At 55.4% G+C, this 22,293-nt stretch carries 21 protein-coding genes and 4 pseudogenes; 12 read left to right on the top strand and 13 right to left on the bottom strand.

Going from position 1 to position 22,293, the window contains the following annotated elements; genetic code table 11:
* Positions 1 to 7: 7 nt before the first annotated feature.
* The 4 genes from MX657_RS03265 to MX657_RS03250 form a co-directional block, all read right to left on the bottom strand.
* Positions 8 to 388 (bottom strand): response regulator, encoded by a 381-nt coding sequence (locus MX657_RS03265; protein ID WP_346807284.1) that lies wholly within the window; start codon positions 386 to 388, stop codon positions 8 to 10.
* Between the two features lie 23 nt (positions 389 to 411).
* Positions 412 to 672, bottom strand: a complete 261-nt coding sequence (locus tag MX657_RS03260; RefSeq protein WP_080328903.1) for a XapX domain-containing protein — start codon at positions 670 to 672, stop codon at positions 412 to 414.
* Positions 669 to 890: a DUF1427 family protein gene (locus MX657_RS03255; protein WP_346807282.1), complete on the bottom strand. Its 222-nt coding sequence runs from the start codon at positions 888 to 890 to the stop codon at positions 669 to 671. The genes MX657_RS03260 and MX657_RS03255 overlap by 4 nt, the downstream gene beginning before the upstream one ends.
* 61 nt (positions 891 to 951) lie before the next feature.
* Positions 952 to 1,638: a hydrolase gene (locus MX657_RS03250; RefSeq protein ID WP_346807280.1), complete on the bottom strand. Its 687-nt coding sequence runs from the start codon at positions 1,636 to 1,638 to the stop codon at positions 952 to 954.
* A gap of 218 nt (positions 1,639 to 1,856) precedes the next feature.
* Here MX657_RS03250 and MX657_RS03245 point away from each other — a divergent pair, with 218 nt between their 5' ends.
* The 4 genes from MX657_RS03245 to MX657_RS03230 are packed head-to-tail and all read left to right on the top strand — an operon-like array spanning position 1,857 to position 6,603.
* Complete coding sequence (locus MX657_RS03245; protein ID WP_346807279.1) at positions 1,857 to 3,728, top strand: amidohydrolase; 1,872 nt, start codon at positions 1,857 to 1,859, stop codon at positions 3,726 to 3,728.
* Positions 3,728 to 4,135 (top strand): DoxX family protein, encoded by a 408-nt coding sequence (locus tag MX657_RS03240; protein ID WP_119916136.1) that lies wholly within the window; start codon positions 3,728 to 3,730, stop codon positions 4,133 to 4,135. Before MX657_RS03245 ends, MX657_RS03240 begins: the two co-directional genes overlap by 1 nt.
* Positions 4,132 to 5,751: an MFS transporter gene (locus tag MX657_RS03235; protein WP_346807278.1), complete on the top strand. Its 1,620-nt coding sequence runs from the start codon at positions 4,132 to 4,134 to the stop codon at positions 5,749 to 5,751. The genes MX657_RS03240 and MX657_RS03235 overlap by 4 nt, the downstream gene beginning before the upstream one ends.
* Positions 5,752 to 5,781: 30 nt before the next feature.
* On the top strand, positions 5,782 to 6,603 hold the full coding sequence (locus MX657_RS03230; RefSeq protein ID WP_346807277.1) for an alpha/beta fold hydrolase: 822 nt from the start codon (positions 5,782 to 5,784) through the stop codon (positions 6,601 to 6,603).
* On the opposite strand, the gene MX657_RS03225 is transcribed toward MX657_RS03230, so the two are convergent.
* Positions 6,566 to 7,987 (bottom strand): MFS transporter, encoded by a 1,422-nt coding sequence (locus MX657_RS03225; protein WP_346807276.1) that lies wholly within the window; start codon positions 7,985 to 7,987, stop codon positions 6,566 to 6,568. The two genes, MX657_RS03230 and MX657_RS03225, sit on opposite strands and share 38 nt — an antisense overlap.
* Positions 7,988 to 8,037: 50 nt before the next feature.
* Positions 8,038 to 9,126, bottom strand: a complete 1,089-nt coding sequence (locus MX657_RS03220) for a cellulase family glycosylhydrolase (RefSeq protein WP_346807275.1) — start codon at positions 9,124 to 9,126, stop codon at positions 8,038 to 8,040.
* A 185-nt stretch (positions 9,127 to 9,311) separates the two neighbouring features.
* Between MX657_RS03220 and MX657_RS03215 the strand changes: the two genes are divergently transcribed.
* From MX657_RS03215 to MX657_RS03205, 3 genes are all read left to right on the top strand, one after another.
* Positions 9,312 to 10,322, top strand: a complete 1,011-nt coding sequence (locus tag MX657_RS03215; RefSeq protein WP_346807274.1) for a LacI family DNA-binding transcriptional regulator — start codon at positions 9,312 to 9,314, stop codon at positions 10,320 to 10,322.
* Positions 10,323 to 10,516: 194 nt separating this feature from the next.
* Positions 10,517 to 11,518, top strand: a complete 1,002-nt coding sequence (trpS, locus tag MX657_RS03210; RefSeq protein ID WP_119916142.1) for a tryptophan--tRNA ligase — start codon at positions 10,517 to 10,519, stop codon at positions 11,516 to 11,518.
* Between the two features lie 188 nt (positions 11,519 to 11,706).
* Positions 11,707 to 12,048, top strand: a complete 342-nt coding sequence (locus tag MX657_RS03205) for a hypothetical protein (protein WP_119916143.1) — start codon at positions 11,707 to 11,709, stop codon at positions 12,046 to 12,048.
* A 336-nt stretch (positions 12,049 to 12,384) separates the two neighbouring features.
* Here the strand turns inward: MX657_RS03205 and MX657_RS03195 are convergent, their stop codons facing one another.
* Together MX657_RS03195 and MX657_RS03190 are read right to left on the bottom strand one after the other, a co-directional pair.
* Complete coding sequence (locus MX657_RS03195) at positions 12,385 to 12,717, bottom strand: DUF1493 family protein (RefSeq protein ID WP_119916144.1); 333 nt, start codon at positions 12,715 to 12,717, stop codon at positions 12,385 to 12,387.
* Between the two features lie 5 nt (positions 12,718 to 12,722).
* A pseudogene (locus MX657_RS03190) lies at positions 12,723 to 12,842 on the bottom strand (STM2901 family protein); the annotation flags it as partial.
* Between the two features lie 573 nt (positions 12,843 to 13,415).
* Here MX657_RS03190 and MX657_RS03185 point away from each other — a divergent pair.
* The 4 genes and pseudogenes from MX657_RS03185 to MX657_RS03170 all read left to right on the top strand — a co-directional run bounded on the left by MX657_RS03185 (position 13,416) and on the right by MX657_RS03170 (position 18,395).
* Positions 13,416 to 14,948 (top strand): annotated as a pseudogene (locus tag MX657_RS03185) (methyl-accepting chemotaxis protein).
* A 445-nt stretch (positions 14,949 to 15,393) separates the two neighbouring features.
* Positions 15,394 to 15,843, top strand: a complete 450-nt coding sequence (locus MX657_RS03180) for a hypothetical protein (RefSeq protein WP_346807272.1) — start codon at positions 15,394 to 15,396, stop codon at positions 15,841 to 15,843.
* Positions 15,844 to 15,907: 64 nt separating this feature from the next.
* Positions 15,908 to 17,287, top strand: a complete 1,380-nt coding sequence (gene guaD, locus MX657_RS03175; RefSeq protein ID WP_346807270.1) for a guanine deaminase — start codon at positions 15,908 to 15,910, stop codon at positions 17,285 to 17,287.
* 343 nt (positions 17,288 to 17,630) lie between these two features.
* Positions 17,631 to 18,395, top strand: coding sequence for a LecA/PA-IL family lectin (locus tag MX657_RS03170; RefSeq protein WP_346807269.1), 765 nt, complete (start codon positions 17,631 to 17,633; stop codon positions 18,393 to 18,395).
* A 42-nt stretch (positions 18,396 to 18,437) separates the two neighbouring features.
* Here MX657_RS03170 and MX657_RS03165 read toward each other — a convergent pair whose 3' ends face one another.
* The 4 genes and pseudogenes from MX657_RS03165 to MX657_RS03150 all read right to left on the bottom strand — a co-directional run bounded on the left by MX657_RS03165 (position 18,438) and on the right by MX657_RS03150 (position 20,836).
* A complete protein-coding gene (locus tag MX657_RS03165; RefSeq protein ID WP_346807267.1) occupies positions 18,438 to 18,893 on the bottom strand; it encodes a SymE family type I addiction module toxin in 456 nt (151 codons plus the stop codon).
* Positions 18,894 to 19,334: 441 nt separating this feature from the next.
* Positions 19,335 to 19,820, bottom strand: a complete 486-nt coding sequence (locus MX657_RS03160; RefSeq protein WP_008501360.1) for an Hcp family type VI secretion system effector — start codon at positions 19,818 to 19,820, stop codon at positions 19,335 to 19,337.
* A gap of 1 nt (position 19,821) precedes the next feature.
* Positions 19,822 to 20,340 (bottom strand): hypothetical protein, encoded by a 519-nt coding sequence (locus tag MX657_RS03155; protein ID WP_023293388.1) that lies wholly within the window; start codon positions 20,338 to 20,340, stop codon positions 19,822 to 19,824.
* Positions 20,321 to 20,836, bottom strand: a pseudogene (locus MX657_RS03150) (DUF2778 domain-containing protein). The gene MX657_RS03155 and the pseudogene MX657_RS03150 overlap by 20 nt, the downstream one beginning before the upstream one ends.
* Positions 20,837 to 21,138: 302 nt before the next feature.
* Between MX657_RS03150 and MX657_RS03145 the strand changes: the two are divergent.
* Positions 21,139 to 21,692: pseudogene (locus tag MX657_RS03145) on the top strand (transposase); the annotation flags it as partial.
* A 132-nt stretch (positions 21,693 to 21,824) separates the two neighbouring features.
* On the opposite strand, the gene MX657_RS03140 reads toward MX657_RS03145, so the two are convergent.
* A complete protein-coding gene (locus MX657_RS03140; protein WP_095441787.1) occupies positions 21,825 to 22,133 on the bottom strand; it encodes a helix-turn-helix domain-containing protein in 309 nt (102 codons plus the stop codon).
* Positions 22,134 to 22,293 lie beyond the last annotated feature (160 nt).

The following is a 22,293-nucleotide window of genomic DNA, read 5'->3' as shown; positions in this document are numbered from 1 at the left end:
GCGATCCTTATTGTCGGCGGGCCAGCTCCCGCTGAATATGATCCAGCAGAATATCGATGTTAATGGGCTTACGCAAAAATGCAGCGGCGCCCAGATTAAGAGCGTACAGCTGCATATTTTCATCAGCATGACCGGAGATAAAGATCACGGGCGGAGGCGGTACGGCCAGCAGCCGCAGCTTGTCAAACAGCTCCAGGCCGCTCATGCCCCGCAGCTTGATATCGGCGATCACCAGCGCCGCGCCGGACAGGGCGAGCGGATGGCTCAGAAACACCTCTGCCGAATCAAACGTATCGGCGGCATAGCCCTCCGACTCCAGGAGATTACTCAGCCCGCTGCGGACGGAACGTTCGTCATCAATGATGGCAATGCGCCACGGCAGCGTCATGCTGTCTTTCCTCTAACAAATCATTAAACGTCGCGATCGTCCTTCACGGGCGCAGGCGGCGCCGTGCCGCTGATTTTCGGCACGCATTCGTGACGAAACCAGGCGAGGGTAAGCGGTTCGCGACTCAATAAACGCCGTCCCACCGGGATGAGCTGTTCGCCCACCAGCATGCCAAACAGGCCAAGCAGGGCGACAACCGGCGGCGCCGGGGAATGGACGTCGAGCAGAGCGTAAATTACCCCAGCACCCACGCCGCACACCAGCGAAATTATCCATGCTTTCATGAGGTCGCTCCCGTCTGCGATTTAGCCTGCGGAACGGTCACCTGAGGAGGGAGCGCGCCGTCGCGGGATAACAAATGGCGTGTCGCCTGTTCACCCGCCAGCATCCCCAGCAGGCCAATCAGCGCCAGCGCGGGCGGCGCGGGGGAGCGCACCTTCAGCACGGCATACATCAGGCCAATCAACACGCCAGCCGCAAGGGATATCAGCCCTGTACTCATTGTGAACTCCAGAGAAAGAGGCAGCGGCGAGCCGGATGAGGGACCAGCCCGCCAGCGGAACTTAGCGAGCCGGGACCGGCGCTAAGGTGCGGTGCTCGCTCTTCTGGCGAGACGGCGCTTTGTGCACCATGGTGTAGGCGTAATCCACGCCCATGCCGTACGCGCCGGAGTGCTCGCGCACGATATCCATCACCGCGGTGTAGGTTTCTTTACGCGCCCAGTCGCGCTGCCACTCCAGCATCACCTGCTGCCAGGTCACCGGGATCACGCCCGCCTGGATCATGCGCTGCATGGCGAAGTCGTGGGCTTCTTTGGAGGTGCCGCCGGAGGCATCCGCCACCATATAAATTTCGTAGTCGCCTTCCAGCATCGCGCACAGGGCGAAGCTGTTGTTGCACACTTCGGTCCACAGACCGGCCACCACCACCTTCTTCTTGCCGTTGGCCTTCAGCGCGTCGCGCACCTTCTGGTCATCCCAGGAGTTCATGGAGGTACGCTCCAGGATGTACTGGCCCGGGAACACGTCCAGCAGCTCCGGATAGGTATTACCGGAGAAGCTTTCGGTCTCAACGGTGGTGATGATGGTCGGGATGTTGAACACTTTGGCCGCTTTCGCCAGCGCCACGGTGTTGTTTTTCAGCACCTGGCGGTCAATCGACTGCACGCCAAACGCCATCTGAGGCTGGTGATCGATAAAGATTACCTGACAGTTCGCAGGGGTTAACACTTCGAGCTTTGAAGAGGTCATAGCATTTTCCAGTGGTTAAGGGTGAAATCGCCGCGAGCGCCGCGACGATAAAGTCACCCTCATCCTGCGGTTTTCCGTCTTTGCGCGTAATTATCTCTTCGTATAGTTAACCTTAGGTATAGTTATACTTTGGTATACCTATCCTATTGTATAACTGGATCTTTGCCGAAACCGGTTCCCATAATCCTGACCATTCCCTTCTCAGTCTGGAGCAGTTTATGGTTACCCTCGGTAAAGCCGATCTCATTCTGGTTAACGGCCAGTTTCACACCGTCGATCGCGAGAACCCTGTCGCGGAAGCCGTTGCCGTGCGCGACGGAAAATTTCTGGAAGTGGGTACCGTCGCCGAGGTGATGCAGCACCACTGCGACGCCACCTTAGTGGTGGATTTGAAAGGCCACACCGCTATCCCCGGCCTGAACGACTCCCACCTGCACCTCATTCGCGGCGGGCTGAACTACAACCTTGAGCTGCGCTGGGAAGGCGTGCCGTCCCTGGCCGACGCCCTGCGGATGCTGAAAGAGCAGGCCCTGCGCACGCCGTCGCCGCAGTGGGTACGCGTGGTGGGCGGCTGGAGCGAGTTCCAGTTTGCCGAACGCCGCATGCCGACCCTCGACGAAATCAACGACGCCGCGCCGGACACCCCGGTCTTTATCCTGCACCTGTACGACCGCGCCCTGCTCAACCGCGCCGCGCTGAAGGTGGTCGGCTACACCAAAGACACGCCCAACCCGCCGGGCGGCGAGATCCAGCGCGACGCCAACGGCAACCCGACCGGGATGCTGATTGCCCGTCCGAACGCCATGATCCTCTACGCCACGCTCGCCAAAGGGCCGAAGCTGCCGCTGGAGCAGCAGGTCAACTCCACCCGCCAGTTCATGCGCGAGCTGAACCGTCTGGGGCTGACCAGCGCCATTGACGCGGGCGGCGGCTTCCAGAACTACCCGGAAGATTACGAGGTGATTGCCGAGCTGCACGAGAAGAAGCAGATGACCATCCGCATCGCCTACAACCTGTTTACCCAGCGTCCGGGCCACGAGCTGGAAGACTTTGAGAAATGGACCGACATGCTCACGCCGGGCCAGGGCAGCGACTTCTTCCGCCATAACGGCGCGGGCGAGATGCTGGTCTTCTCCGCCGCCGACTTTGAAGATTTCCTCGAGCCGCGCCCGGATCTCGCGCCGGGCATGGAGGACGAGCTGGAGCGCGTGGTGCGTCACCTTGTGGAGCACCGCTGGCCGTTCCGCCTCCACGCTACCTACAACGAGTCCATCAGCCGCATGCTGGACGTGTTCGAGAAGGTGAACCGCGACATTCCGTTCAACGGCCTGCACTGGTTCTTCGACCATGCGGAGACCGTCACCCAGGCCAACATCGACCGCATCAAAGCGCTCGGCGGCGGTATTGCCGTGCAGCACCGCATGGCCTTCCAGGGCGAATACTTTGCCGAGCGTTACGGCATCGAAGCCACCCGCCATACGCCGCCGGTGGCGAAAATGCTCGAGACCGGCGTGCCGGTGGGCTTAGGAACGGACGCCACCCGCGTGGCGAGCTACAACCCGTGGACCGCGCTCTACTGGCTGGTCTCTGGCCGCACCGTTGGCGGGATGCAGATGTACGACCACAGCGCCCGTCTGGACCGCGATACCGCCCTGATGCTCTGGACCCAGGGCAGCGCGTGGTTCTCCAGCGAGCAGAACCAGAAGGGACAGATTAAAGTTGGCCAGCTCGCCGACCTGGCGGTGCTGAGCAAAGACTACTTCCGCGTGCCGGAAGAGGAGATCAAGGGCATCGAGTCGGTCCTGACGGTGGTGAACGGAGACATCGTTTACGCCGCAGGCAGCTTTGGCCCGCTCGCGCCACCGGCCATTCCGGTTCTGCCCGAGTGGTCCCCGGTGGTGAAGGTGCCGGGCCACTACCGCAGCGCGCCGCCGCAGGCTACGCGCGTGGGAATGAACGCCGTCCACCACTGCAGCGGCCCGTGCGGGGTTCACAGCCACCAGCATGATTTCGCCCGCACGTCAGAGATGCCGGTGTCCGACGATAACGCTTTCTGGGGGGCGCTGGGCTGCAGCTGCTTTGCATTCTGATGAAAAACACCTTTACCCCGCCCCGGCTCGACCTGGGGCTGTTTTTCCTGCGCCTCACCGGCAGCCTGCTGTTGCTGTACGTGCACGGCCTGCCGAAGGTGCTGCACTTCAGCGAAGAGCTGACGCGCATTGAAGATCCGTTCGGCTTCGGGCCTTACGCGAGCCTGATCCCGGCGATTGTCGCCGAGGTGATCTGCCCGCTGTTTATCATTGCGGGCGTCTACACCCGCCTGGCGTGCCTGCCGATTATCGCCGTGCTGCTGGTGGCGATGCTGGCGGTCCACCCGAACTGGTCGATTGCCGAAGGGCAGTTTGGCTGGCTGCTGCTGATTATCTTCACCACCCTCGCCCTCACCGGGCCGGGCCAGTGGCGGCTGCAGCGTAAGGCAGCGGAGAGGTTCGCATGACCCAGGTTAACGACGTTCGCGACGCACACGTCGAGACGACGCCCGCACCGACGGTTTCGCCCTGGCAGCCGCTGAGCCAGCCGGTGTTCCGCATGCTGTGGATCGCCACGGTGGTCTCTAACGTCGGCTCATGGATGAGCGACGTCGGCATCAACTGGAGCATGCTGACCCTGAGCGCCGATCCTTTGGATATCGCGCTGGTACAGGCGGCCAGCAGCCTGCCGATGTTCCTCTTCGCCCTGCCGTCCGGGGTGATGGCGGACATTGTCGACCGACGTAAATACCTGCTCTTCTCCCAGCTGTGGGTGTTCATCGCCGCCGCCGTACTGACGGTGCTCTCCTTCACCGGACACGTTACCCCTACCGTTCTGCTGGTGGCGACGTTTCTGCTGAGCGTGGGCGCGGCGATGAGCTCGCCGCCGTTCCAGGCCGTGGTGCCCGATCTGGTGAGCAAGCCGGAGCTGGGCGCCGCCGTGGCGCTGAACTCGCTGGGGGTGAACATCAGCCGGGCGATTGGCCCCGCGCTGGGCGGCTTTTTGCTGTCGCTGGCCGGGCCGTGGATGGTGTTTGTCCTGAACGCGCTGTCTGTGGTCGGCGTGGCGTGGGTGCTGTGGCGCTGGCGTCCCGCACCGACAGTGCAGCGTCTGCCGCCGGAGCACTTCTTCTCGGCGGTGCGCTCTGGCATCCGTTACGTACACGCCGCGCCGGTGCTGCGCAACGTGCTGGTGCGCACGGTGGCCTTCTTCGTTTTCGGCAGCGCGGGCTGGGCCCTGCTGCCGCTGGTGGCGCGCCGCGAGCTGGGCTTAGGCCCGGCGGGCTACGGCGTGATGCTGGCGTGCATTGGCCTGGGGGCAATTGCCGGGGCCATCCTGCTGCCGCGACTGCGCCAGCGGCTGAACGCCGACCGCCTGATGGTGGCCGCCAGCCTGACCTTTGCCCTCACCATGCTGGCGCTGGCGTTCGTGCGCCACGTCTGGCTGCTCAACCTGTTTGAGTTTTTCACCGGCTTCGCGTGGATTGCGGTGCTCTCCACCCTCAACCTCGGCGCGCAGCGCAGCGCCGCCCGCTGGGTGAAGGCCCGCGCGCTGGCGGTCTACCTGACGGTGTTCTTCGGCTCGATGACCACGGGCAGCGCCATCTGGGGGCAGATCGCCTCGCAGTTTGGCACCCCAACCTCGCTGGTGGTCGCCACGCTGGGGATGGTGCTGGCAAGCGCCACCGTGTTCCGCTGGAAGCTGGAGAAAGACCCTGACCTTAACCTCGACCTGAGCGGCCAGCCGCTGGACGGCGTGGAGATTGAGCTGCCGAACGAGCGCGGCCCGGTGCTGGTGTCGCACGAGTACATCATTGACCCGCAGAACGCGAAAGCCTTCCTGGAGGCGGTGCACGAGCTGCGTCGGGTGCGCCGCCGCGCCGGGGCAATGAGCTGGGCGGTGTACGAGGATATTGAGCGCCCCGGTCTGTTTATCGAGACCTTCCTGATGGGCTCCTGGATTGAGCATCTGCGCCAGCAGGAGCGCCACACCATGAATGACCTCCTGCTGCAGAGCCGCGTTCTGGCTTTTCATCAGGGCACAACATCACCGGCAATTCGCTATCTGGTCGCGCCGGTATAACCATAACCATCACCTGTACAGGAACACACTATGGCAACGTTTAAGGCAAAAGACGGCACGCAGATTTACTACAAAGACTGCGGCGCGGGCAAACCGGTTCTCTTCAGCCACGGCTGGCCGCTGGACGGCGACATGTGGGACAGCCAGCTGAACTACCTGGCGGAGCGCGGCTTCCGCGCCATCGCCTTTGACCGTCGCGGCTTTGGCCGCTCGGATCAGCCGTGGAACGGCTACGACTACGATACCTTTGCGTCCGACATCAACGACCTGATCACCACCCTGGACCTGCGCGACATAACGCTGGTGGGCTTCTCCATGGGCGGCGGCGACGTGACCCGCTACATCAACAACTACGGCAGCGCGCGCGTGGCCGGTCTGGCGCTGCTGGGCGCGGTGACGCCGATCTTCGGCAAATCCGACTCCTTCCCGCAGGGCGTGGATCAGAGCGTGTTCGACGGCATTCGCGACGGGCTGCGTAAAGATCGCGCCCAGTTCATCAGCGACTTCGCCACCCCGTTCTACGGTACTAACGCCGGGCAGACCGTCTCTGCCGGTGCCCTGACCCAGACGCTGAACATCGCTCTGCTGGCGTCGCTTAAGGGCACCATCGACTGCGTGACCGCCTTCGGCGAAACCGACTTCCGCCCGGATATGGCGAAAATCGACGTGCCGACGCTGGTGATCCACGGCAGCAACGACCAGATCGTGCCGTTTGAAAGCACCGGCAAGCTGGCGGCAGAGATGATCAAAAACGCCACGCTGAAGGTGTACGACAACGCCCCGCACGGCTTCGCGCTGACCCACCAGGACCAGCTCAACGAAGATCTGCTGACGTTTGTGAAGTCGCTGTAATTTTTTCCAGGCCGGGTAAGGCGCAGCCGCCACCCGGCGCTTTCGCAGACGCGTTCCGCTCCGCCAGCAGCCGACAAACCTCCGCGTGCTTCTCCTCGGTGAAGGTAAAGCGCGACATAAAGCCCATGCGGATCAGCGACCCAATCGCCGGCAGCAGGCAAATCCCAAAGAACAGCCCCGACAGCACGCTCTCGCTCTGAATTTGCGCCTGCGGCACGTAGCCGATCATCGTCAGAAACACGCCGATTAACCCGCCGCCCACCGCTACCGACATCTTGCCGGTGAAGGTCTGCCCGGAGAAGGTGATCGCCGCGCAGCGCTTGTGGGTGTGGTACTCCGCGTACTCGATGGTGTCGGCAATCATCGACGAGGTGAGGATGTTGGTCATCATCACGAACAGCGTGCTCAGGCCGAGCAGAATAAACAGCATCGTCACCTGCTGATACCCGACAAACCACATCACCACACGCACCGCCACGTCCAGCCCGCAGAGGATCATAAACAGCTTCCGCTTCTGCATCCGCCGCGTCAGCATCGGGGCGATCAGGCACAGCACCGCCGCCACTATTCCCATCACGCCAATCGCCATCTGCAGGCTGCCGTCGCCCAGGTTGTTGATAAAGAAGTAGATATAGAGACCGCCCGCCACGTTGTGGAACACGCAGAAAAAGAACGACAGCAGGACAATAAACAGCGGTTTGTTCTGGCGCAGGTTGTGGAAGGTGTCACGGATGGTCACCTTTTCCGGGCTCGGCGGCACGCGCTCTTTGATCTGCATAAAGCCGTTGAGCATCAGCGGCAGGCCCACCAGCATCATCACCAGCGCCGCCATAAAGTAGCCTTTATCATTGCTGTACTGGGCGAAGAACGCCGCCAGCTTCGGGAAGAAGATGTTGGCGCAGGCAATGCCCGCGTTCACCCCAAGCATCGCCGCCGTCACCGCGCGGGTGCGCTGGGCGGAGTCGTTGGTCATCACCGACGACATCGACCAGAACGGGATGTCGGAGATGGCGTACAGCGTCCCCCACAGGATATACGTCACCCCGGCGTAGAGGATTTTGGTGGTCATGTCCGCTTCGATTTTATAGAACGACAGCAGCGTGACGCCGGTGATCAGCAGCGGCGCGATGAGCAAAAAGTGGCGAAACTTGCCGAACCGGCTGTTAATGGTGTCCATAATGCTGGCAAACAGCGGATCGTGAACCGCGTCCCACGCGCGGGCAATCAGGAAGATGGTGCTCGCCGCCAGCGCCGAGATCCCCAGCACGTCGGTGTAAAAATAGTTAATAAACGAACCTACTAGACCAAAGCTAAAACACTGACCTAAACCATAGCCAAAATAAGACCACAACTCGCGAGACGGTATTTTCATTGTCGTTGCCATTGTTATATGCCTGCCTGGTTGCCCGGCGGTGGTCCGCCGGGTCGATATTATTAGCCCTGAACTTTCGGGGCGATCTTGCGCAGCTGCTGCATTAATGCGATTTCACGGCGCGAGAACGGAATGCCGTTCTCCTCAAACACGTCGTGGAACCAGAGGCGGCAGTAGTCCGTGGACTCCTTCATCACCACCGGCCACGGCAGCCACGTCTGGGTTTTGCCGCGCACCAGCCCCCACTGGTACGGCGCGACCTTCGCCGCGTACATCAGCGGGAGCTGCTCTTCGATGGTGCTGCCCACGTGGCGCGCCAGCCATTCGGTGCAGAACAGCGGCCGACCGAGCTTTTGCAGCTGCTGGATCATCGCCGTCATCCGCCCGGTGTGGGTGTAGGCGTGGAAGCTCACCACGTCCGAGAGCGCCAGCGCGGTCTGGTCCAGCGGGTGCTGGAAGAACGTCTCGCCCTCCTCTTCCGGCGGGACGCGCCACGCGCAGACGGTGAGCGGCTGGGTCGGGTCTTCTTCACGCACCCACCGGAACGCCAGCTTCATCAACTCGTGCGCGCAGGTCTCCAGCTTCGCGTCGTACTGCACCTCCTGCGTGCCCGTCGCGAAAATGCCGCGGTTGCCCGGCTCGTTGTACAGATCCCACAGCAGCACGCGCTTATCGTCGCGGAACTGACGGATAACGTCGCGGATATAGCGTTCAATGTCTGCCCAGCAGTCGGGATCGCACACCTTATCGCGTCCCGGGCTCGCCGCCGCCTGGCTGTTGTGCTTGCCCGGCACGGGCGGCTTCTGTGGGCCAAGGTACGGTTCGTCGCCGGAGAAGCCGCAGTCGTCCATCAGGGTCAGCATGATGCTGAACCCGTGGCCGTCGGCAATCGTCAAAAAGCAGTCGATACGCGCCATCAGCCCGTCGCGGTCGTGCTCCCAGACGATAAACGGCAGGTTGATGCGCAGGGTGTTGTAGCCCGCGTCCGCCGCCCAGCCCAGCTCGCGCTCGATGGTTTCGGCATCGAAGGTCTCTTCCTGCCAGATATCGGTCCAGTTCACCGCCGTCGACGGCAGATAGTTAAACCCGCACAGCCAGCCTTTTTGCTGATACCACGCCTGTGCCTGCTCCCTGCTCCACTGCTCTTTCATTACGCGTCCTCTTACTGATAATATTTAGCTAATAAATATTAGTTGCGGGATAAATGCGCAATTTCCCGCACGAAGAAAAGCGATGCCCCTCACAAAGTTCACGCTTCGATGAATGAGAAACGTGATCGACGGCGCTAAAGCATGCGGTTAGGGTATGATGCGAAATCGCGAAAGGGAGAGGACGGATGAAGCGAAAAACGAAGGTAACGATGAACGATATTGCGCGGGCGGCGGGCGTGTCGCAGGCGACGGTATCGCTGGTGCTTAACCAGTCCCGCAACATCAAGCTCAGCGACGACACCCGCCAGCGGGTGATTAACGTGGCCACCGAACTCGGCTACGACCGCCTCCCCGCCGTTCACGCCCCGCGCAACCAGGAAGAGATCGCCCTGCTGGTCAGCTCTATGCAGAGCTTCGACCCGTTTATCGACGCCATCAGCCAGGCGCGGGAAGCGGCGTGGCGCAACGAGACCCTGCTCACCGTCTACGACTACGGCGACGACATCGAGCTGGTGCTGAACATCATCCGCCAGCTGGAGAAGCGCAACTGCATCGGGATTATTCTCGCGTCTCCGGTCACCACGCTGGTGGACATGACGGCATTCCAGGACTGCACCCGCATCCCGCTGGTGCTGCTCAACCAGCGCGACCCCGGCTCGCCGCTGCTGCCGTCGTTTATCCCGGACGACTACGCCAACGCTTTTCAGGTGACTAAACACCTTATCGCCTGCGGGGCCACGCGCATCGCCCACATCACCGGCGAGAGCTGGATGGAGGCCTCGCGCCAGCGTCTGGCGGGCTACCGGGCGGCGCTGCAGCAGGCCGGACTGGCGTGCGACGACAGCCAGGTGCGCCAGACCAACTGGCAGTTCAGCGAGTCCTTTACCGCCACTACTTCTCTGCTGGAACTGGCCGAGCGCCCGGACGCCATCTTCTGCGCCAGCGACTGGCTGGCGATAGGCTGCTATCAGGCGCTGGCGGTGAACGGCGTGCGCATCCCGCAGGACATGCTGCTGGCGGGCTACGACGACCAGAAGATTTCCGAGCAGCTCACCCCGCCGCTGACCAGTATCCAGCTGCCCTACAGCGAGCTGGGACGGCTGGCGGTGGAGTACCTGTGTAATCAGGAAGATGCCGCCACGCACGTGACGCTGGCGGGCAGGCTGAAGGTGCGCGCCTCAAGCAGCGGCGCCTGAGCCGCTTTACCCCTGCGCTTTCGCATGATAGGTTAATCCGATGAACACACGCTCCGCCGTACTCACCGTTAAACGCTGGTGGCTGCCTTCTTAAAGGCGGCACGGAGTAGTTTTCCCCATTTTCAGATAGCCGCCGAAAGGCGGCTTTCTCACATTTAAGACCCCTTTCGGCATTACAACGTTAAGGAGTCTTTATGAACAAGCAAACCATCCTCACCGGCGACCGCCCAACCGGCCCGCTGCACCTCGGCCACTTCGTCGGATCGCTGCGCCAGCGAGTGGCGCTCCAGCAGACGCACAACCAGTTTGTGCTGATTGCCGACCTGCAGGGGCTGACCGACAACGGCAGCAACCCGCAGAAGATCCGCGACAACATCCCCGAAGTGCTGGCCGACTACCTCGCCGCTGGCATCGACCCGAACCTGACCACGATCTGCCTGCAATCTGCCCTGCCCGCCCTCGCCGAGCTGACGATGCTGTATATGAACATCGTCACCGTCGCCCGCGTGGAGCGTAACCCGACGGTGAAAAACGAGATTGCGCAGAAAGGCTTCGCCCGCTCGCTGCCGGTCGGGTTTATGGCCTACCCCATCAGCCAGGCGGCGGACATCACCGCGTTTAAGGCCGAGTGCGTGCCCGTCGGCGACGATCAGCTGCCGATGATTGAGCAGACCAACGAGATTGTGCACAAGATGAACAGCCTGCTGCCCGCCCCGGTGCTGCGCCACTGCAGGGCGATGCTGAGCGACACCAGCCGCCTGCCCGGCATCGACGGCAGCGCCAAGATGTCGAAATCGCTGGGCAACACGCTGCACCTGTCGGCCAGCGAAGAGACCATTCACTGTGCGGTGAGCGCCATGTACACCGACCCGAACCACCTGAAGGTGAGCGACCCGGGGCAGATTGAGGGGAACGTGGTGTTTACGTATCTCGACGCGTTTCATCCGGACAAGGAGAAAATGGCGGCGATGAAGGCGCACTATCAGGCGGGCGGGCTTGGAGACCGGGTATGTAAGAACGAGCTGGAGGGGTGTTTGCAGGAACTGATTGCGCCGATGCGGGAGCGCAGGGCGATGTACATGCAGGATAAAGGGGAGCTGATGACGATGCTTAAGCGCGGGACCGAACGGGCGCAGGGGGTGACGCAGGAGACGTTGAGGGAGGTGAAGGTTGGGCTGGGGGTGCCGGTGTTTTGAGAGTGTGAGTTAAGGGAGAGTTAGCGGTGGAGTGCCTGGGATAGGCATGAAGCCGCTAACTCGATTATTGTGGAAATAAGCAAGGCGCAATAAATTCTTAAATGCATTATTAGCCATTGTTGTTTGTCATTCTGTTGAGAGCGCTATATTCATAGACTCTTTATTTTTTAACCGTCTCGGCAAATGCTATGAGCAAGTTTATTATTTACATGCAGAATATATTATTTTGTGGTTATGTACTGGCTACATGCCTCATTTCTTTGGTTAGTTTTGATAACTGGGTGGACCGTACAATCGCAATAGCAATCATATTAGGAAGTGCACAGCTTATTACGACATTACTTAATCGGGTACTGCCTCATAAGTTACATTTTTTAGGAGGGATAGTTGAGCTGGCAGGAGGGCCGCTATTAGTGATTGGCGCAATTGTGTGCCTGGATGTGTTAGAACCCTGGCCGATGAAGATTATTGGGATGTTTGCCTGGGTTATTTTTATGATGTTTAGGCCATCATTTATGAAAAGAGATTAGTAATGATCATCCCTGCCCGCGCATACGAAACGCTGGCGGGCAAGTTCATATAACGTTATGCAGCAGCGCCAGAGGTTGGGCGTTCATTCCACGCATCGTGCGCTAACAAGTTACCGTCCTTGTATAAATGAGTAATCTTCTCATAATTAAACGCCACCTCTTCCATATGCCCCGTCCCCGGACAACCTCGGTTGGCAGGCTGAGGTTATGTTGTAATCCTCTTAGCTCAATACTTTCTTCCCTGTCTGCAACGTCACAGGAACCACAAATCATTGTGCCGCCGTCATTAGTTAAAAAAAGATGTACAGGTACGGCCATTCTATTGCTCCTTGCATTTTAGTCGTATAACCATTTGCCCGCTTTTGCGGATTCGATAAGCATTCCAATGGTGAAATCTGGAACCATCATCACAGGGAATTTTTTGAATGGATTCCATGAAAAAGGCTCATCAGGATAGTAGGTGTTTATGTTAAACTTTCCTCTATCAACATCCAATTCTTTAAAAAACTCTTCCATTAAATCTTCTGCTTCAGTGACATCAAGCTGCATGTCAGTATCCAAATCAGTTTTTGCATTCAGTAATCTTTGCTTCTCTTCGTTATTTACCAGATAAACGCCGTTATAGCGTATTGCTAAGGCGTAGATGCGCTGCTCAATATTCTCTACCATAGTTTGTCGTTACCAAAATGATCGGCAATTGACTCACAGTAAATCATAAAGAAAAGGCCACCAGCGGTAAGATTTGTTCTTCCAGCATAAAAATACGTTCCATTTAGTTCTTCGGTTGTGTCCATTCTTCCTCCGAGGATTGCTCCAGGAAGAGATAATAAAATCTGATAAAAATTTATTTTGAGAGATGTAGCTTGTTTTTCAAAAAAAAACAAACATTCATCCGAGCATAATCATTCGTCATTATCATTCATAAATATGATATTAAAAAACTATAATCATTCCCGCAGAATCTAATTAGATAAACACTGCAAAAAGAACTGTGGTGCCGGGTGCCTCCCGGTGAGCAAAGCCCGCATAATGACGTTAACCAATAAATTATGCCCCACCGCATAGGGGGATTCACCACAATAAAAAGTATAAGAAAAAGAGCGCGATAAAAAAGAGGTTCAAAGAGTTGATAACACGTCGGTTATTGAACTATTTTGCCAAATAACCCCGTGGCAGCTCCCGATTTATACCTTAATTATTTTTCATAGCGCCGCATTCCAAAACGCCTGCCTGTATCTGCACATACCCGGCTTACATAAGAACAATTAATTTATCTGAATCGAAAAATCTCCGATTAAAGGTGAAAAGGAAGGGAACGCTCTTCCCACCTTGTACCTTGCCCTTTCACTCAGAATGCAGAACGGCCTATGCGAGATAACGGACCAGTAACACAAAAAGAATATTTTATCGGTGAGCGCATGACGTTGATGTCCACCACCGACAGGAAGAGTCACATTACCTATGCTAATTCCGCATTCATTGACGCCAGCGGCTATGAAGAGGAATTCCTGCAGAATAAGCCCCATAACCTGATTCGTCACCCTGATATGCCCTCCGCAGCTTTTGCCGATATGTGGTTTACGCTCCAGCAGGGACAATCATGGACGGGAATGGTCAAAAACCGCCGTCAGAATGGCGATCATTACTGGGTCAGAGCCAACGTCACGCCGGTCTACAATAATGATACCCTCACGGGCTATATCTCTGTTCGCCATATGGCGAAACGTGAAGAGATCGCAACTGCGGAAAAACTTTATAAAAAAGCCAGAGACAATCAGCTGAAAAGACACCGCTTCTACAAAGGATTACTGATTCACCGCGGTGCCTTTTCCTTTTTGTCTCTCTTTAAACGGATGAGCACACCGGCCAGAATCAATGCCGCCGTTATCGCCACCTTTTGTCTCTCGCTGGGGCTGTTATTTTTCACTCACCAGACGCTGCATGCGGTGGGGCTGGCGGTTCTCTTCTCTTTGCTGGCACTGTATCTGCATGTGCAGATTAGCCGCCCCCTGAATACTGTCGTGAGCCAGATGCAGCGGGTCGTATCCGGGTGAAAGGCTGACTATATTCATTTCGACCGAGTGGACAATATCGGAATGATGATGAGGCTGGTGAATCAGTCCGGTTTAAATCTTAACTCTCTGGTCGATGATGTCAGCACGCAAATAGAGGGGATCAGCGAGATTAGTCAAAAGGTCTCCTCCGAAGGCGAAGCTCTGCAGGTGCGTTCGGAAGAGACCAGCGACGCACTGCAGCAAACGGCGGCGTCTGTAGAAGAAATTACCAGCGCCGTACACCAGACGGCTGAAACGGCTGGCGAAGTCATGATAATGGCCGAGCAGACCAGCCTGAGCGCACAGAATGGCGAAGCGATGCTCAAAGAGACAATAAATATGATGCAGTCTGTCTCAAGCGATAATAATCAGATCGTCGATATCATCAGCGTCATCGACCGCATCGCTTTTCAGACTAACATTCTTGCCCTGAACGCCGCGGTGGAAGCCGCACGAGCCGGGGATGCGGGACGAGGCTTTACCGTAGTCGCAACCGAGGTGCGTAACCTTGCCCTGCATTCAGCCACTGCGGCCAGTGAAATTAAGGCCCTGATTGAGAAAAATGTCGCCAGCGTTAATTCGGGTGTAGCACGCGTCAAACATACCGAAGCGCATCTGACTGAAATGATTAGCAGCGTCCTGAAAATGTCATCTCTCATTAACGAAATTGGCCATGCCACTCAGGAGCAGACGCAAGCGCTGGGTTTGATCAACGACGCCATTTCCCGTATCGGCAATATGACAAGTCATAACACCGGCATGGTGGAAACGGTCACCGGATCGGCGGAGAACCTCACGTCTCGCGCAACACGGCTGCAAAAGGCCATTGCTGTCTTTGGCGGTTAGCGCTTCTGACATAACCGACATCATGCCGGCGGGAGTCCCCATACCGGCATGTTATTCAGATCCTGTAATTTTCAGGCCGAAATTAACCAATCGGTACCGAAATAGACGAAAAACCAGCACAGCTGTACACCGATGAACCCGCACCACTCGCTCATATTGTTACCTCTTTTTTGTCTGGCGTTTATTCTGCCCTGTCAGTTGGGATACACAACATGAATTACCCGGCAATAATGTCGCCTTTTTTGTCGTTAATGAATTCTTCTCTGTATGAATAACGCATTCCGAATAAGGATTCATGGCTATCACGGTAAATGCCTGAATAAATGCCTCGTTATTAATTAATTGATTTATTGATGTATTTCATTTTTGTGCCAGGCTTTTTAACGAATAAAAATGACTGACCGGAAGATACCCTACTTATACTCCGGCAAAGAAATGGATAAATATGATGAAATTCAAAATAACGCTACTTCCGGCACTGCTGGCGCTTCCGCTATTTACTCAGGCTACCTGCAACGTTCCGGAGACCCTCTCCGGCAAAATCTTTATCAATAAAACCGGTCCGCTATGGTCAGTGCAAAACCCCAATGCCGACAGCCTGCTCCGGCTGGAGTTCACCGACGATACGTATACCAGCCATTTCTTGCGCACGGGTGACAGGGTGCAGGGGAAATACCGTTATGAAGTTTTTAAAAGCCAAACGGGCCTGGCGCACAGCGTAGGCGTGCTGGAAGCGGAAGAGGATTTTCAGGGCCAGACGACGCTATTTACCCTCACGCTCGTTTGCCTTGGCGACAGGACCGGCACCTTTGTGTATAACCAGCGTCAGGGTGCCATTAAACCGGATATCAGGCAGAACACGGGGGTCTGGATAGTCCAGGATCCTGCGTCCTGAATACTCCCGCATTGACCTCCGGGACATTTTCCCTTCAGCGTAACCGTGAAAAAAGGACAAACAGATGAACACCTCTTCCTCATTCCCCTGGCAGCAGGTTGTCAGCGCCCAGGGCTACACGGCGGAATCGAAAGCCAGCGTGACGCACTTTACCGACACGCTGTTCTGTATCGACGGCAGCGGCACCATTGTCGATATTATACAGGGTGACGATGGCGCGTTCAGGCCCGTGCGGGACGCGGCCCGCAAGGCAGGTAAGCTTACCGAACTCTCTTCAGACCAGTACCTGCTGCCGGGCCTGATCGATCTTCATGTTCATGCCCCTCAGTGGCCCCAGATGGGCAAGGCTCTGGATAAGCCGCTGGAGGAGTGGCTGAATGACTATACCTTCCCGCTGGAGGCAAAATACGCCGACATCGCCTTTGCCCGCCGCAACTACACGGAACTGGTCAGCGCGCTGCTGGCAAACGGCACCACCACCGCCGTCTACTTCGCCACCCTGCACACGGAAAGCAGCGTGGAGCTGGCCCGTATCTGTCTGGCGCAGGGTCAGCGGGCGCTGGTTGGCCGGGTGGCGATGGATGACCCCTCCCAGTGCCCTGACTACTACCGGGATGAAAGCGCTGCGACGGCTATCGCCGGGACCCGGGCATTTATTCACGCGGTTGCACAGCTCCCAGGCAATACGGCAAAACGCGTGCTGCCGGTCATCACCCCACGGTTTATTCCGTCCTGTACGGATGCGCTTCTGGAAGGCCTGGGCAAGCTTGCCACTGAAACAGGCTGCCACGTGCAGACCCACTGCTCGGAAAGCGACTGGGAACATGCTTACGTTAAGCAGCGCTTAGGTAAAACGGATACCACGGCGCTGCGGGATTTTGGCCTGCTGACCAGAAAGACCGTACTCGCGCATTCAAACCACATTGAAGATAACGATGCTGACCTGATTCAGAAAACCGGGGCTGGCGTCGCGCACTGTCCTCTGTCCAACTTCTACTTTGCTAATGCGGTCTTCCCCCTGCGCGCCATGCTGGACCGCGGGCTAAACGTAGGCTTAGGGACCGATATTGCGGGCGGCCATAGCCCTTCGGTATTCGATGCCTGCCGCCACGCCATGACCGCCAGCAAAGCCCTGAATGATGGCGTTGATGCCCGTATCGTCGCGGAACAGCGCGGCAGACCCGGCTCGGCAATCAGCTTCCGGGAGGCGTTCTGGCTGGCGACCGGCGGCGCGGGAGAGGTGCTTGATCTGCGTGTGGGCAAGCTGGCGGTCGGCTACCAGTTCGATGCCATTGTGGTTGATACCCGGGCCGCCGGGAGCGACATTTATATCGATACGGCTGAAGACGCGCCGGAAGACCGGCTGCAGAAAATTATCTATAACGCCAGACGCAATAATATCAGCCGCGTCTGGGTGGATGGCAAAGCCGTCAATATTCAGTAGCGCGCCTGCACAATAATCCCCCCCCTGAGAAAACACCTGTATTTTCTCAGGGGAATTAAATTGCTTTATATAACCCTCTCTTTTCATTCAGAACCGTTTTTTGCCAAAGCGAATTAACTCAGATTTATCTTAAAAGGGAAATACTCAAACCCAGGCATACCTTGCCTTTATAAAAATAGTACCCATCAATTCGTGATTTTTATATTTGCCGTCACGGATAACCAATTCTACGCTGTCTACGTCACACGGCTGAGTGCCGTTGATATCAGATATCTATTATCACGCAGGGAATATTTAACCCTCGCTGAAATACAAAACACTGACATCCGAAGGGAGATAGAACATGTCTACAAAAAGCGCATGGTCTGGCGCCATTGATTCAACAAAAGAACAGGGTATCAATACCGGTCTGAAGGTCAACAAAGGCGATAAGATCACCATTATCGCTACGGGTCTGATCAAATATGGCAAGGAAGATCACGCATGGGCTTATCCGGGCGGCAATATCGGTAAAGGCGGTCAAAAAAAGGATATTGCCATCCTTAAGGCGCGTTTTAGCGAGTCTGGTAAAAGCTATGATATCGGTACCGGCGTATATCAGCTGGCTGCACCGGAGAGCGGCGAGTTGAGATTATTCATTAGCGACTCATCCCACAGCGATAATACCGGTTCATTCCAGGCGGATGTTTATCTTGGGAGTGATGAAGAGCTCGCGACACAAGACCCCGTTCAGTGGAAAGGCCACATTCCCGCAACCAGCAGTGAATGGGTGAAGACCGGGATCACCGTCCGCCAGGGCGATAGCATTCTGCTGGTTGCCGCGGGTCAGGCCCAGTATGACAGCCGCGGGCGCACCTTCGGACCGGATGGCGACAGCCAGCATCCTTCCGCTAAGGCGCCTGACCCGACCTTTGTTCTGCCGGGCGCCATTGCAGGCGCGCTGTTGATTAAAACAGGCGACCATATCCATTCAATCGGTTCCGGCGGCAAGCCGTGGAAAGCTCCGACAGAGGGTGAAATCGCCTTTATTTTTAACGATACCAACAAGGCATCGGAATACGCCAATAACACGGGCGGTTATGACGTGAATCTGATCGTGACGCGCTAAAGTTATGCAGGGTGAAATTCATTTTCACCCTGCGGTCTATGTTCAGGCGTTACGCTTAATGACCGGTATATCCCCCGTATCATTCAACGCCCCCGGAAACGTTTTTAACCACTGCGCGACTTTCTGTTTATTGATATTCACCACGCTCATCCCTTCCAGGCATCCCCATAATTCTCTTGTATGCTGTGGCGTAATCACAATGCAATCTTTCATGGCGCGGATTTTTACCGGCATACCGTTGATAAAACCTGCGCGGGTTAACCAGTCGCCGCCCAGCAGAAGGTATTTCATGTCTATGCGGGCATAGAGTTCGCAGCAGGCGGCACTGTCCTGCGGTGTTTCCGCGCGGGGATGGACGGGCGCCGCGTTGGGCTGGTTGCCGTGCAGACGGCGGACGCTGTTTTTGCGTACCAGCTCGCGGTTTTTAATCATGCCGGTGAAAGCGTCTGATTCTGTTTTGCAAACAGTAAACTCTGGCTTAAAATTCGTCGCAGCCATTTTCAACTCCTGGTAAGTTGGTTGTGGTTAGCGGTATGGGGGTGTTGCAGCACCTTCATATCGCGAATTCTTCTTTAAATACTCTTTGATACTTCCTTTGCCGTTCGGCGTAATTTCTGGTGCTCATTATACAGGGCTGAATATAAATACAGCTGTTTGGCGTGGGGGAAATTTGGAATTTGCGAGGAGGATTCAGGAAAAGGGTTGGGTCAGAGAAATTAGCAGCGAGGACTATCAGAATATAAGGTGAGCGTCCGCATGAACCTCAGAGCAACCATTCGCCGATCTGCGGGCTGGCAATGCGTCGTTTTATTATCAAGTTCGGTGACCGACTGAGCGATCACCTTTAATACGATGGCAGTTACACGGCATTACGGACAGGCTCCTTTGAGAGGATAAGCGTTAATAAAGAGGAGGCACTCAATGCCTCCTTTCTATTTGTTACGCTCTTACGTTCCAATCGTCCGTATACTGAACATTACCATCAACATAACGCCAGGTGATTTTGTCATACATCAGGGAAACAGATTCCATGTGGTTGATCTGCGAGTTTCCTGCCATCTTAGCGTTTGGCATCCCTGGGTTAATGCCCGTCACTTTCACACCCTCAATGGTCATGACGAAGTAGCACTCTTCTTGTCCTGCATGGTTAATGCGATACCAGCGAATCTCCGCACTTTTCAACGTTTGACCGGTGGCAACGGCTTTGTATAGGTACGGGCTGGAGCTATCAAACTCCTTTTCAATCATCATCGGAGAATGTGAACGCTTGCCAGTAATCTTCCCGTTGGCACTGTCTACTGGAATGTTCAGACCATGACTAAAGCCAACAATCTCTATACTCCCCTCACGATCCTGAACGTCTACGGCTCCTTTAATGTCTGCGCCGCCATCGTCCTTAAGCCACATGTAAGCCGGAATAGGCATTTTACAAACTCCTTTTAGTTGTGATTTTCTTCGTGATGAACCAGTAGCAAACAATCGTTAAGAGCAACTGAAAGCCCACAATCGCCGCCATTGTGAAATTTGAATACGTTTGATCCGGGAATAAAGACTGATAAGGCAGCAAGCGAAATAACGCCCAAAACAGGAAGGTAAACCCGAAGATTTTAGCTAACCGTCGCAGTGTGGAACTGAACCACTCTCTGGGGATGCCAGCTGGACTAACTTTGTGTGTCGCGCCACTGTACGCCGTGGTTATGGCGCTCATGACAGGTACGCTGATTAATGTATTGATTAAGATGCTAAAATAGCCGTCTAACGATTCCCAAACTTCTAAATCAGGTTCACCCAAAATGAAGCGGGTAAACTTGTCGGCGCTCTGGAAATCAAAAAGCCCCGTAATAGAATTAACTAATCCATCATACGGAACCATTTCAGCAACGATCAGCACAACAACAGCGAACAGCACTATCTTGATGAATAAACTAAGGGCATGTTTTGCCATTGGAGATCACCTCAATCGTGCCGTATGCCTGTAGCTTCCTCATGCAAGGAACATCTATTTTTTGGCTTCTCAACAGAGCATTACGCAACATGGCAAAATCAGAATCATGTGGGAGAGTGATACAACCTTCTGATAGTACGCCTGGATGCAAACGGAAATTGCCACGCTGAACGCTCTCAATCCATGTGTAATCGTCGATCCCCCAATCATCACGTCATAATGCGAACCATTCAGAATGTTTGAACGTTGCACCATTGGCGAAGTGATTATAAATGTCTCTTCCCACTGTGTTTAGCTGTGACTTGAGTCCACCCTGAGGGCGGTCAACAATCCAGTATTTACCCGCTGGTACTGGCCCCTCTTTGGGGATCATTCCACATGCCCCACGATTACGGTAAGCACCATTACCAGAGAAAGCTAAAAACGTGCCTATACCAGGAAACGATAACGGGGAGTAGTACGCATCATTAATTACGAACTTTCCATGTAGAGCCATAGATAACCCTTTTATCTATAATGATTTGTTGGCTTATCGTACTCCTACGCAATCGGACATAAGAAGGTTTTATTCCGAGAGACCTCTGATTTTCAGACAATAGCCCGCTGGTGGTAAGACAACGTGTAAGGCTGTTAGGCGATAACATCAGAGGTGTGTCAGGAAGCGAAGTTTATCAAGTTGACCATTTACCCTCAGGGGCGAGACCGAACCGCTGGCAGAGTAAGTATCCCGGCAAAAACGAACCATTCACTTTTAGAGATCTTCCGGCATACTGATTATGTCCGCCTGAGGAGCTCGCCTTGCGTAAAGCCCGATTCACTGACCACCAGTTCATTGCCGTTCTGAAGTCCTTCGAAGCCGGACGTGCCGTTAAGGATGTCTGCCGCGAAGCCTGTATCTCTGAGGCCAGCTATTAAAATTGGAAAGCAAAATATGGCGGGATGGAAGTAGATGATATTTAAAAAACCAAAGATCCGGAGGATGAAAATCGTCGCCCAAACAGATGTTTGCCTATTTCAGCCTTGAATGCCGGGCTCTGAAAGACGTTACCAAATAAAAGCTTTAAAAACAGCGATAATCCGTGAACTCGCCAGCTATCTGACGGCGCAATTTGCCATGAGTTTACGCTAGGCCTGCAGGACATTATCGCTGAGCAGGAAGATTTATTTTTACCAGCTCGATGCCCAGATGATGGAGCGGTGATCCAGGCACTGATTGAGCTGGTAGAGCGCTATCCGCGCTACGGTTTTAGAAGTTGTTTCAACTGATGCGCAGGCGAGGCAATACCTAAAACCATAAACGCGTTCATCTGCTTTACACTGAATATAAATACAGCAGTTTGGTGTGGGGTAAATTTGGAATTTGCGAGGGGGATTCAGAAAATAAAATCAGACGAATTAAAGCAAGACACAAATACTGGGTTTTGGTTCTAAATCACTGGAAAGCCTTTCGAGAGGAGAAAGTACATCGAAGTACTCTATTTTGTTTAGAGCTGCTGAAGAATGTTTTTTTTCTTCTCCGAGTCCAACTTTGGCCAAAGACGGACTAAAGAGGCAAGTTCATCATCTTCTGTGTAGAAGTATGCTACAGGCACTTCAAGAACTTTAGCGAGATGCCGGACGACTTCGATGCTTGCCTGGTGAACCCCTTTCTCGTAGCGATTGATACGAGCGCTCGCTGCAAACTCATCTATGCCAGCCAAAATACCCAGACTTTTTTGCGATAACGCCATGTCTAAGCGCACCTCTTTGAGGCGTCGACTGAAGAGCTGATTGTGGGAATTGGAAGTTTTCATAACTACGATAATCGTAGTTAATGCCCAAAGAAGATACTACGTTTTACGTAGTGCAACCGCTAGAGTGATTTTTACGTAAGATTTTCAAAAATTCTCGAGCACACTCGCAAAACTACGTAAAACGTAGCTTTATAGATTCCAAAGAAGCTACGAATAACGT

The sequence above is a fragment of the Enterobacter chuandaensis genome, assembly GCF_039718975.1.
In the GTDB taxonomy this organism is placed as follows: domain Bacteria; phylum Pseudomonadota; class Gammaproteobacteria; order Enterobacterales; family Enterobacteriaceae; genus Enterobacter; species Enterobacter chuandaensis.
Note: the sequence above shows the minus strand (reverse complement) of the source record. Positions and strands in the feature narration are given on the sequence as shown.

Bases quoted from the DNA above. Each gene is read 5' to 3' on its own strand.
- MX657_RS03215 (WP_346807274.1), top strand. From the start codon at position 9,312: ATGAAGCGAAAAACGAAGGTAACGATGAACGATATTGCGCGGGCGGCG.
- MX657_RS03260 (WP_080328903.1), bottom strand. From the start codon at position 672: ATGAAAGCATGGATAATTTCGCTGGTGTGCGGCGTGGGTGCTGGGGTA.
- MX657_RS03240 (WP_119916136.1), top strand. From the start codon at position 3,728: ATGAAAAACACCTTTACCCCGCCCCGGCTCGACCTGGGGCTGTTTTTC.
- MX657_RS03180 (WP_346807272.1), top strand. From the start codon at position 15,394: ATGATGAAATTCAAAATAACGCTACTTCCGGCACTGCTGGCGCTTCCG.
- MX657_RS03195 (WP_119916144.1), bottom strand. From the start codon at position 12,717: ATGGTAGAGAATATTGAGCAGCGCATCTACGCCTTAGCAATACGCTAT.
- MX657_RS03255 (WP_346807282.1), bottom strand. From the start codon at position 890: ATGAGTACAGGGCTGATATCCCTTGCGGCTGGCGTGTTGATTGGCCTG.
- MX657_RS03235 (WP_346807278.1), top strand. From the start codon at position 4,132: ATGACCCAGGTTAACGACGTTCGCGACGCACACGTCGAGACGACGCCC.
- MX657_RS03140 (WP_095441787.1), bottom strand. From the start codon at position 22,133: ATGAAAACTTCCAATTCCCACAATCAGCTCTTCAGTCGACGCCTCAAA.
- MX657_RS03230 (WP_346807277.1), top strand. From the start codon at position 5,782: ATGGCAACGTTTAAGGCAAAAGACGGCACGCAGATTTACTACAAAGAC.
- MX657_RS03155 (WP_023293388.1), bottom strand. From the start codon at position 20,340: ATGGCAAAACATGCCCTTAGTTTATTCATCAAGATAGTGCTGTTCGCT.
- MX657_RS03265 (WP_346807284.1), bottom strand. From the start codon at position 388: ATGACGCTGCCGTGGCGCATTGCCATCATTGATGACGAACGTTCCGTC.
- MX657_RS03205 (WP_119916143.1), top strand. From the start codon at position 11,707: ATGAGCAAGTTTATTATTTACATGCAGAATATATTATTTTGTGGTTAT.
- MX657_RS03165 (WP_346807267.1), bottom strand. From the start codon at position 18,893: ATGGCTGCGACGAATTTTAAGCCAGAGTTTACTGTTTGCAAAACAGAA.
- MX657_RS03160 (WP_008501360.1), bottom strand. From the start codon at position 19,820: ATGCCTATTCCGGCTTACATGTGGCTTAAGGACGATGGCGGCGCAGAC.
- MX657_RS03170 (WP_346807269.1), top strand. From the start codon at position 17,631: ATGTCTACAAAAAGCGCATGGTCTGGCGCCATTGATTCAACAAAAGAA.
- guaD (WP_346807270.1), top strand. From the start codon at position 15,908: ATGAACACCTCTTCCTCATTCCCCTGGCAGCAGGTTGTCAGCGCCCAG.
- MX657_RS03245 (WP_346807279.1), top strand. From the start codon at position 1,857: ATGGTTACCCTCGGTAAAGCCGATCTCATTCTGGTTAACGGCCAGTTT.
- trpS (WP_119916142.1), top strand. From the start codon at position 10,517: ATGAACAAGCAAACCATCCTCACCGGCGACCGCCCAACCGGCCCGCTG.
- MX657_RS03250 (WP_346807280.1), bottom strand. From the start codon at position 1,638: ATGACCTCTTCAAAGCTCGAAGTGTTAACCCCTGCGAACTGTCAGGTA.
- MX657_RS03220 (WP_346807275.1), bottom strand. From the start codon at position 9,126: ATGAAAGAGCAGTGGAGCAGGGAGCAGGCACAGGCGTGGTATCAGCAA.
- MX657_RS03225 (WP_346807276.1), bottom strand. From the start codon at position 7,987: ATGGCAACGACAATGAAAATACCGTCTCGCGAGTTGTGGTCTTATTTT.